Here is a 10668-nt window from a genome sequence, read left to right on the forward strand (position 1 = left end):
AACGATGGAAACTCACTGCTGAATTGCCAGGGTGAAGGGCGGCAAAGAAAACGACAACCTGCTGTTCTCTGAACTTTCAAGCAGCCTTTCGCTGAACAAATAGCCAGAGAAGTCGTGGTATTGAACGATGAACCTTCTACCATTGAGGAACTTGGCTCTAAGGTGCATAACGCCTGGGATAAGGTGCGCCACGATAAACTCACCAAGCCCACTAAACTCCATACCAAAAATGCCGAGTGTAACGCGTCACCTTGATACCTTTGTTATAGCGATTTTCACCACGACTCTATGTCCAAGTCACCAGTTTTAGGGTTTCTCGTCATCTTAGTGTTTCTTGGATAGTCGTTACCAACCAATTGGAATATCTCTACAACTTGTTCAATAGAAACTGAATACAGTTTTTTATTTCGGTCTTTGTCAGAAGTTACATAAAAACTTACCAGACGACCATCATCTGATAGCTCAGGCATGAAAATATAACTGTGTACGATAAAATTACAAAGGACTCTAAGGGATTTGGTTTCACGCTGCTTGCCACTAAGATCATATAGCTCATCGACTTTATGCCAATTCATATAATCGACAGCTTTTAAGTTAGGGTAGCATTTCAGATCTATGGCAAAGTTTTTGGTTGAGTCAGAAATTTTCGCTGTTTCCATCAGCTTCCTGATTGCATAGAACCCAATAAATACATCTTTTTCAATTTGTACGAACCCTGTTTCATCAATCTCACTTGAGGTACTTAATTGCTCTAACCGAGATGCACTTTCAAGCAAGGGTTCTTTCCAATCGGAAGATTCCCAAATCATTGTTACCTCTATCGCTATAACGCCTGCAATAAGGTGCCCCGCGCTGAACTATCAAAGCACACTGAACTCCATACCAAAACCGCCGAGTGTAACGGGTCACCTTGATTGCTTTGTTATGTGCGTACTACCCTTAAATCTTAAGCACACTCTCATCCGGATTTAGAGCTAGAATTGAGCACTTTCCAGAAAAAACCACATTAACTTGCCCACCGTAAACATCATCTATTGCCAAGTGTTTCTCGCCATCTAGTTCTAAGACTTCAGCGCCACTAATTGCTCTGCTTACTCCATCAATATCTACGAAGTTTGCAGTAGTCACTTCTTTTGCACCTTCCAATTGAAAGATAAGATATGGCCAATCATCAACAGATGATGTCCCTTCTTTAATTTCATCTGGAAGCCATACGGAATCCCACTGAAACGCAATTGTTACGGATTGAGAAAGATCAACATGATGAAAAACACCGACCCAATATGAATCATGCAACGTATATTTTTCGAAGAAAGCTTCCAGACTCAAGCTAGCCTTTTTATGCCATGGAAAATCACTGTCAATAAGCTTTTTATACAACCAGTCTGGATATAATTGATCATCATTCATTACGGATTACTCCATTAGCACATAACGCCTGCGATAAGGTGCCCCGCACTGAACTAGCAAAGCACACCGAACTTCATACCAAAACCGCCGAGTGTAACGGGTCACCTTAATTGCTTTGTTAGGCATTTCCACTTGTGGCTTCACTACCTGGCAGTCGAACTCTCAGCGCGCTCCGGCGCCAACCATGGGATACAGCACACACGAATCTTCACGGGACATGATAACTATCAACACCTTAAAGCCAACTACATTTGCATGACAGCCTGGCGAGTAGCTAATCGAGGCTGCATCACTGAACGAATGGGTTAAGTAAACGAAAAGCCTTTCACAGCGGTGTATCGAAGAAGCTAGGAATGTATATTGCCATCGTCAGAGGCAACAAAGAACGGAACAACCTGCATTTCCCCGAACGTTAAGGAAAGCCCTACGATGAACGAATGACCTAAGATTTCCCGTTCTTGGGCGATGCGGTTACGACCAGATTCAAAAGCAGGCTTTTCCCATGCCTAACGCTTGCAATAAGGTGCCCCACGCTGAACTAGTAAAGCACACCGAACTTCATACCAAAACCGCCGAGTGTAACGGGTCACCTTGATTGCTTTGTTAAGCATATTACTTGTTGCGGAAATTCCAATCACGATATTTTTCTTCTAACATTAGCTCTTGACTTTCACGCTCTGCTTCTTCGCGTATCTCTTGTTCCTGAACAACCTTATCAACAAGCAGGTGATTGATATAACTGCATAAACCACTTAATTCAGGATACATTGTTTTCTCATTTACAGAGCAGCGGTCCAACTCTCTCATGATTTTTTTCTTCTCTAAACCAGAGATTATGATTTCGTTTACCTGATTTGGAACTTGTTCTTCCATGTCCATATAGTGGCCATTAACTTTTTTTATTGGTTCATGGGCAGTGAACCAACCACACTGGGCTTCAACACGCTCGTGATAAAGTTTAGGCTGATAAACAGTTATACCTTTTGTTTCGAAAGGACTACTATTTTCGGACACAATATTCCCCTCATCATAATTAAACGTATATACATAGGTTCGATTTAGACTTGGAGATGTCGAACATGCAAACCATAATGCAACAAGGGGATTTGTCGTCCAATCGAGTAATCTCGTTCGCAACCCAAAGTGCTGTGCTTCTGAAAGTAAATACCACGGGTTATCATACTCTCGAGTTAATTTTCTAGCTCCATAGGTCTTGAGTTTATGTAGCAACTCTTTTTCTACATGAAGTAATTTTTTTACCGAATAATTAGGAAAGGCCCGGAACAATCCAGGGATTAACCCTCCCTCAAATCTCTGCCCTCTATACAGAACATTACTTATACTATCTTTTTCAATAAACTCTAAGTACTCAGAAACAGATGATACATTTTTACTAGTCATGATCCTATCTTCTATATCTATATGCTTAACGCCTGCGATAAGGTGCCCCGCACTAAACCAACAAAGCGCACTGAACTTCATACCAAAACCGCCGAGTGTAACGGGTCACCTTGATTGCTTTGTTATGGCGCGCTCAAGGAATTCAAGACACACATCAGGCACGCTACCGCCGAACAGGATCATTTACCTGCCATATGATTTATGCATCATACATCACTTAATGAATAGGAAGTTGAGAGATCGCAATTTTGTGATTTGTTTCAGGTAGCTACAACTTTAACCTGAGTCTTTTGGTGGGGATTTGAGCAATACTAACTCGGAAGAGAAACGGACTTAAAACTAAATTAAGAGCCTACCCGAAAAGAACGTCCCTCTTTTTAACAGTGTATATCGGTGCATAAAGGAGAAATTCAGCTAGAACAAAATAACAATCGATCGTACTACGGACTAGAACCAACAAAAATTAAATAAAATAAAGAGAATGTAGGATCTTACCGGTTGAGTGAAATCTGCCACCTTAGAACGGCAATCGTGCGTGCCGCGGACAGATACCAACTCAGGCTGGTTTCATTGTAAACATCCAACACCATAACAGAATTGGAAAACTGCGGCTTGCTAGTTGCTAAGCACGACCCAGTGATGGTGAAGCGACAGCCACGTTGCCTGTACTCCCCTGCGCCATAACGCCAGCCATAAGGTGTGCCCCATCGAACCAGCAAAGCGCACCGGAATCCATACCAAAAATGCCGAGTGTAACGCATCACCTTGATGGCCTTGTTAAGTTGCTGTTTAAACAAGCTCTAATTTACTTAGCGACTCAGGGCTACCTGTTACCATTGCGACGAAGCTGTTCTTGAATATTGAGTTTGAGTCCTCGTCAACAACCGTCGTCCCTCCTAAAAACTGAATAGCCCAAACGGACAACCCCATATCAGATTCACTCATAACCCCTTTATACCTAACAGTATCAACACTTAATGATGTCGTGTTAACACGGTACTTAGTGGATAAGTTAAATAGATTATGTAAAAACTCTATCCCGGCCTCAGATGGTGTGAACACTTTAAACGAGCTTTCTATTGGGAGGTAAGCTCCCCAGTGATGCCAAATTAGCCCTCTTCCAATAAACCCGACAAGGTTATGTAGTGAATCAGAGTCGAAAGCAACAGCTAATCTATTTTCAACAGTGCCTGTACTAGATTGTAAAACTATGTCTTTTGCCGATTCCCGAAGCCTATCTTGTAGCTTTTGGTTTCTTTTTAGTCGCTTCGCAGCATCAACACTTAAAGCTGTTTCAGCATCTATATGAGTTCCACCAAATGGCAAAACTGCTGTTAGATAGTGCTCTAACTTTGATTTCTCGTTATTGCACTTCTCACATGATGGTACTTTAGGTAGCAAGCCTCGGTGTTCTAATTGGAATAGCTCTCGTGGGAAAACATGATCGGCTGTCGTTGATTGATTAACTCGACAATATACGCAAAGCTTTCCTTTATATTTTTTACTACCACCCAAAATACACCTCCAATTTGAGCAACTTAACGCCTGCAATAAGGTGCCCCACGCTAAACCAACAAAGCACACCGAACTCCATACCAAAACCGCCGAGTGTAACGGGTCACCTTGATTGCTTTGTTAGGCATTTCCACTTGTGACATCCCTTCTTGGCCAGGGAACTCTCAGTATGCTCCACTGCCAAACATGGGATACAGCATCCGTAGAGCCTCAAGTGGCATGAACACTACCAAAACCTTAAAGCCAACTACATGTGCAGACAGCCTAATAAGATACTAATCGAGGCTGTATCACTTGACCGACGGGTTGAGCAAACGACAAGCCCTTCACAGCGGTGTATCGAGGAAGCTAGGAATGCTTATTGCCATCGCCAGAGGCAGCAAAGAACGAAGTAACCTGCATTTCTCTGGACTTTTAGGACAGCCATGCAATGAACGAATGGCCTAAGATTTCCCGTTCTTGGGCGACGAGGTTACGACCAGATCAATAAGCAGGCTTTTCCCATGCCTAACGCCTGCAATAAGGTGCCCCACGCTGAACCTACAAAGCACACTAAACTTCAAACCAAAACCGCCGAGTGTAACGGGTCACCTTGATTGCTTTGTTAGGCATTTCCACATGTGAAATTCCTACTTGACCGGCCAACTCTCAGCGCAGTCCGCCGCCAACCATAGGATACACCACGCACTAAATCTCAAGTAACTTCAATACTATCAGAACCTTAAAGCCAAATACATTTGCATGTCTGCCTTATGAGGTGCTAATCAAGGCTGCCCCACCGAACTGATGGTTTAAGTTAACAACAAGCCTTTCACAGCCATGTCACGATGAGTAGCGCGATGCTTTATTGCCATGACCTGAGGCAGTAAAGAACGGAGCAACCTGCCCTTCCCGGAACTTTAAGGACAGCCCTTCGATTAACGAATTGCCTGAGAGTTCCCGTTCTTGGGCGATGCGGTTACGACCAGATCAAAAAGCAGGCTTTTCCCATGCCTAACGCCTGCAATAAGGTGTGCCCCACTGAACTAGCAAAGCACACTGAACTCCATACCAAAACCGCCGAGTGTAACGCATCACCTTGATTGCTTTGTTATGAATTTTTCACTCAAAATCAGCACATTATCATTAGTATTTCTTTTAGGATAACCAGAACAAATTCTAATCGCGGCATAGCTAGACGATATTAAACCGAGCGACAAATACCCCAAATATGATAACAATATTATTGGCATTAACCAGGCTATTTTTAGGTCTGTTATAAAGTAGTAATAGCATACAAAGCCTAAACAACACACTATCATATATGCAAAATTCGAGAACCACTTTCTAATTGAAAGTGGAAAAAGAGCTTTTGATTTATACTTACCACTTACGAAATCAACCAAGTTCGAGGCCTTTTTTAGATCATTAATAAACTCAGTAGGCTTTAAGCTATCAAGACAATTTACAATCTCACTATTGGATAAATAAAAACCAAAATAGTTTAAAAAACCTTGCTCAATCACAATTGGGGATTTGGTTTCCATTGAATCAAAAACAGATAGAAACAATTCGAATTTTTTAAAACTATTAGCATTATATTTTATCTTTGCTAAGTTATATTTTTCATATAATAAAATAGCTAGAAACATACCAATAATAACCGCAACAATGTAATAAGCCCAACTTCCAAACTTAGCATCAATAATATCAAACAACTTTAAAAGTAACTTATCCATTTTTCACCTAATTCATAACGCCTGCAATAAGGTGCCCCGCACTAAACTAACAAAGCACACCTAGCTTCATACCAAAACCGCCGAGTGTAACGGGTCACCTTGATTGCCTTGTTAGGCATTTCCACATGCGACCTTCCTACTTGGCGCCGAACTATCAGCGTACTCCGGCGCCAACCGTGCGATACAGCACTCACTAATCCTCACGGGACATGATAACTAACAGCAACTTAAAGCCAACTACATTTGCATGACAGCCTGGTGAGGTGCTAATCGAGGCTGCATCACTGAACGGATGGGTTAAGTAAACGACAAGCCTTTCACAGCGGTGTATCGAAGGAACTATGAATGTCTATTGCCATCGTCTGAGGCAACTAAGAACGAAGCAACCTGCATTTCCCGAACTTTAATGACAGCCCTACGATGAACGAATGACCTAAGATTTCCCGTTCTTGGGCGATGTGGTTACGACCAGATCAAAAAGCAGTCTTTCCCATGCCTAACGCCTGCAATAAGGTGCCCCACGCTAAACTAACAAAGCGCACTGAGCTCCATACCAAAACCGCCGAGTGTAACGGGTCACCTTGATTGCTTTGTTATGCAGCAAGTAATTTAGACATGTAATACTCATTAACGCTGTTACCATCGATGATTAACGAGTTTCTTTTGATTCCCTCAACTTCAAAGCCTTGAGACAGATACAAACACTTGGCTCTGACATTGTGCTCCATAACAGTAAGCTCCATTCTGGAAAAACCATGTTCTCTTGCCCAACATTCCAAATAACGGAGTAGCTGTGAACCTATACCCTTACCAGATTGACTCTGCTGTATACCAATGACACAGTACATTGAATGCTTATTTCGGTTAGCTGTATTTCCAATGCCAACGGTATAACCAACAATCTTTCCCTCAATCTCAGCCACATACATTGCTTTAGATTTTGAGACAATGAAAGAGTTTATGATTTTAGCTTGCTCTTCAACGGTGGTGTTACGTTCACCGGGTTCAAACATCATAAATTTGGTCTCTTCATCCAGCTTATACATCAGAGCCAACAAGCTATCCGCATCAGAAATTTCTACTTTTCTTATCACCTGAACTCCTGTTTTGTAAAGCTGCATAACGCCTGCAATAAGGTGCCCCGCACTGAACCAACAAAGCACACTAAACTTCATACCAAAACCGCCGAGTGTAACGGGTCACCTTGATTGCTTTGTTATTTGACTATTAGCACACACAAAAATAACCTATGTTAGGCTGTACTATTATTTACCTTGACGATAAAAATAAAATCGTAGCTTATAGCTTTAATTAATCTCTACGAATAAATACACTCTCAGCCAGAACCAATCATATTGAGCACAAACAATTCATATGATCATTATTTAGTGTTAATCACTACTATTATCGGAGTCACTGCCTTGACTATAATTATCATAATCACAACAATCAAAATCATCATAAGTTGGCATGAACACAGATTTACTTGACTGGCTATTGTCCATAACCCCAGTAAATATACCAATACCAATTAAAAAAAACGGCAAACAAAAGAATGAATAACCTGTATAAAATGAAATTACACCTATTATGATTAAAATTAAGCCAATTAATTTACTTAACAAACCTTAAACCTCGATTACAGTTAAACATAGTCAAATAACGCCTGCAATAAGGTGCCCCGCACTAAACTAACAAAGCGCACAGAACCTCATACCAAAACCGCCGAGTGTAACGGGTCACCTTGATTGCTTTGTTATAGCGCTTCTACCAACTTTCACCAAACCATTTCATTATCAGCTTCGAAGACAACTCATGCTTGGGTAAGTTTAACCCCATAACTTTGAATAGTGCTCTGCTAACAATAAATCGAAGTTCGTGCACATCTCTTTTACTAATCAAGCCAATGTCGCCAGTATGAACCAACTTAGAACGCTTTTCATAAAACTGTTTAACTTGCTTAAACATTTGTTTTGCATCTTCTTCGTCTTTTCCGAGCAAGACGGCACAACCGCGTGACACCCTGAGCGTCAATTCAGATTTAGAGTCATTAAAGATAGCTTCCAGAGCAATCATCAGTGCCAAGAAGTCAAACTCAATATGGTTAGTAAAGTATGATTTCTCATAATTACTTAGGGCAAACCTAATATACTTTGGAAGTGTCTCAATTGAATGCTTGCAAAGGAAACTATTGACTAAACCATAATCAGAATAGAATAAACTGAACATTTGATTGCAGCTTGTTTTATCACATTCACTAGCGCTTATGGTCTCAATTTCACCGTCAACTTCTCGATAGAAGACCTCAAAAGCAACCTTGATATCACCGTCGGACAGTAAACGTAAAAGATTTAATTTGTGGTTGATATAACTTGAAACAGACTCTTCAAATTCTCTTTCTTTTGGCAGGTTACTAATTCTGCTATCTAGATCACCCCAACCGCCTTCAAAGATGGGATAGTCTGGCAAATGTTTTTTGATTACATAAACTTTATTTGATGGAGGTTCTGAATATGATTGTAAACAACTCCATGGGTAGTCCATTTTATTTTCTACATCATTAAATACGAGGTTTTCGTTACAGAAATGGATAAAATCTTCAACCTCAATTGACTCTACTTTAAAGCCTGAGCCAAAATCGACTTTCAATATCGAGCGGTTAACATTTCCAAGTAGAGCAAAATATTCCAAAATCTAAACCTCTATCTGTGCGCTATAACGCCTGCAATAAGGTGCCCTGCGCTGAACTAACAAAGCACACTGAACTTCATACCAAAACCGCCGAGTGTAACGGGTCACCTTGATTGCTTTGTTATGGCAAACTCAAGGGGKTTGAATCACTTACCAGATACGCTACCGCTACAGAATCATCAGCTCGAACGCCAAACATCCTAACCTAACTTTATAATCCGGGATGGCGTTGGTTTATAACTTCCKGAACTRATTATCAAAAATCAGCGGTTACTGGACAATGAATCGCTTTTTACTAACAGATATTAATCTGAAGCTTCGAGAAAAATTTCTAAGGATTGAAACTTGTTAACCAGGAGCCTAAATTGATAGTTTTCTTTCGRTGAAGTTTCAGMATTACTAACAAAGTGAACTGTCGGCAAATCAAGCGTGCTGCRGASAAAGCCAGTCAATTTCACAGTTCGTTATACCGAAAAGCGTTCAGGTATATCGCCTGCAAAGAACGACTTGGTAGCTGCTAAGCTTGACCCACAGAACGAAAAGCAAACACCACGTTGCCTGTGCAACCTTATGCCATAACGCCTGCAATAAGGTGCCCCRCACTAAACTAACAAAGCACACTGAACTTTATACCAAAACCGCCGAGTGTAACGGGTCACCTTGATTGCCTTGTTATGCAATGGTTGCTTGTGCTAACCATTTACTAATTGATTCAGATACYTTCTTCACGTCACTACCGTCATGGTGAAAGATCCAAACGGAAAATTGGTCTTCGGGATCAAGATATAGAAGATCACCATTTTCCTCGGCGATTACAAAACCAYTAGCAACTCTTTCAATTGGCAACATACCATCAGAGGAGTGAACAAARTTACTATTAGAAAACTCTTGGTAGCACTTAAGATAAAGCTCTAATTGCCTATGGGTTGGAGCAGTGCCAATTTGAAGCATGTCTATGTTTTCAGAAAGTAGTTCTTCATCGAAAAATGCCCAGCACCTTCCTTCAAAATCTGGGTATTCATCTGGATATTCATTGAAACAGTAGTCTTCACCACCCTCGATAGTCATAAGAAAATCAAGATAATCACTTGGTAGCGATARCCCTCTTTCTACTTGTATCTTTGCGATGTTCATTATWTTCCTTTTTGCATAACGCCTGCAATAAGGTGCCCCACACTGAACYAGCAAAGYRCACCRAACTCCATACCAAAACCGCCGAGTGTAAYGGGTCACCTTGATTGCTTTGTTATGGCAAGCTTAATAATACCCAGCCACTTACCAAACACACCACCGCTACAGATAGGCCTGCGAAAACGCTAAACAGTTTACCTGATTAATACAAACTTGCTGAAATTGATACATAGCTTCATGAAATTACCAGCAAAACCAATGGCAACTTGGCAAAGAAATGCACCTTACTAACTTATTTAATGCGGAAGCTTCGAGGAACGCTGCCTATAGCTGGAACTTAATCATCTTAAGCCCAATTTTAACCGTTCTATTTCGATGATGTTTCAGGTGACTCTGACTACAAATGCAAGTGCAAAATCAAGCGTGCTGCGGACAAAACCAGCCACATTCACAGTGCGTTATACCGAGAAGCGTTCAGGTATATCGCGTAACAAGTTTGGCTAGACAGCAGCTAAGCTTGACCCGGAACTATTGAAGCAAGCACCCGTTGCCCGTGCTTGATAAGCCATAACGCCTGCAATAAGGTGCCCCTCACCAAACTAACAAAACACACTGAACTCCAAACCAAAACTGCCGAGTGTAACGGGTCACCTTGATTGCTTTGTTAGGCATTTCCACTTGTGATAATGCTACTTGGCCGCCGAACTCTCAGCGTACTCCGGCACCAACCGTGCGATACAGCACTCACTAATCCTCACGGGATATAATAACTATCAACACCTTAAAGCCAACTACATTTGCA

Annotated in this window: 8 protein-coding genes; all 8 read right to left on the reverse strand. The window is 41.3% G+C overall.

Features of this window, described 5'->3' with window-relative positions; all coding sequences use genetic code 11:
- Positions 1-275 precede the first annotated feature (275 nt).
- Positions 276-809 carry a hypothetical protein gene (locus tag L4D19_RS29680; RefSeq protein WP_428455377.1) on the reverse strand — a complete coding sequence of 178 codons (534 nt, stop codon included), beginning with the start codon at positions 807-809 and terminating at the stop codon, positions 276-278.
- Between the two features lie 130 nt (positions 810-939).
- Entirely contained in the window at positions 940-1410 is a 471-nt protein-coding gene (locus L4D19_RS29685; protein WP_428455378.1) for a hypothetical protein, read from the reverse strand.
- A gap of 612 nt (positions 1411-2022) precedes the next feature.
- Positions 2023-2892, reverse strand: a complete 870-nt coding sequence (locus L4D19_RS29690; protein ID WP_428455379.1) for an FRG domain-containing protein — start codon at positions 2890-2892, stop codon at positions 2023-2025.
- 708 nt (positions 2893-3600) lie between these two features.
- A complete protein-coding gene (locus L4D19_RS29695; protein WP_428455380.1) occupies positions 3601-4326 on the reverse strand; it encodes a hypothetical protein in 726 nt (241 codons plus the stop codon).
- 1073 nt (positions 4327-5399) lie between these two features.
- Positions 5400-6044 (reverse strand): hypothetical protein, encoded by a 645-nt coding sequence (locus L4D19_RS29700; protein ID WP_428455381.1) that lies wholly within the window; start codon positions 6042-6044, stop codon positions 5400-5402.
- Positions 6045-6637: 593 nt separating this feature from the next.
- A complete protein-coding gene (locus tag L4D19_RS29705; RefSeq protein ID WP_428455382.1) occupies positions 6638-7219 on the reverse strand; it encodes a GNAT family N-acetyltransferase in 582 nt (193 codons plus the stop codon).
- A gap of 592 nt (positions 7220-7811) precedes the next feature.
- Entirely contained in the window at positions 7812-8735 is a 924-nt protein-coding gene (locus tag L4D19_RS29710) for a hypothetical protein (RefSeq protein ID WP_428455383.1), read from the reverse strand.
- 672 nt (positions 8736-9407) lie between these two features.
- Positions 9408-9869: an SMI1/KNR4 family protein gene (locus L4D19_RS29715; RefSeq protein WP_428455384.1), complete on the reverse strand. Its 462-nt coding sequence runs from the start codon at positions 9867-9869 to the stop codon at positions 9408-9410.
- Between the last annotated feature and the right edge of the window lie 799 nt (positions 9870-10668).

The sequence above is a fragment of the Photobacterium kasasachensis genome (assembly GCF_050336885.1).
Taxonomy (GTDB): domain Bacteria; phylum Pseudomonadota; class Gammaproteobacteria; order Enterobacterales; family Vibrionaceae; genus Photobacterium; species Photobacterium kasasachensis.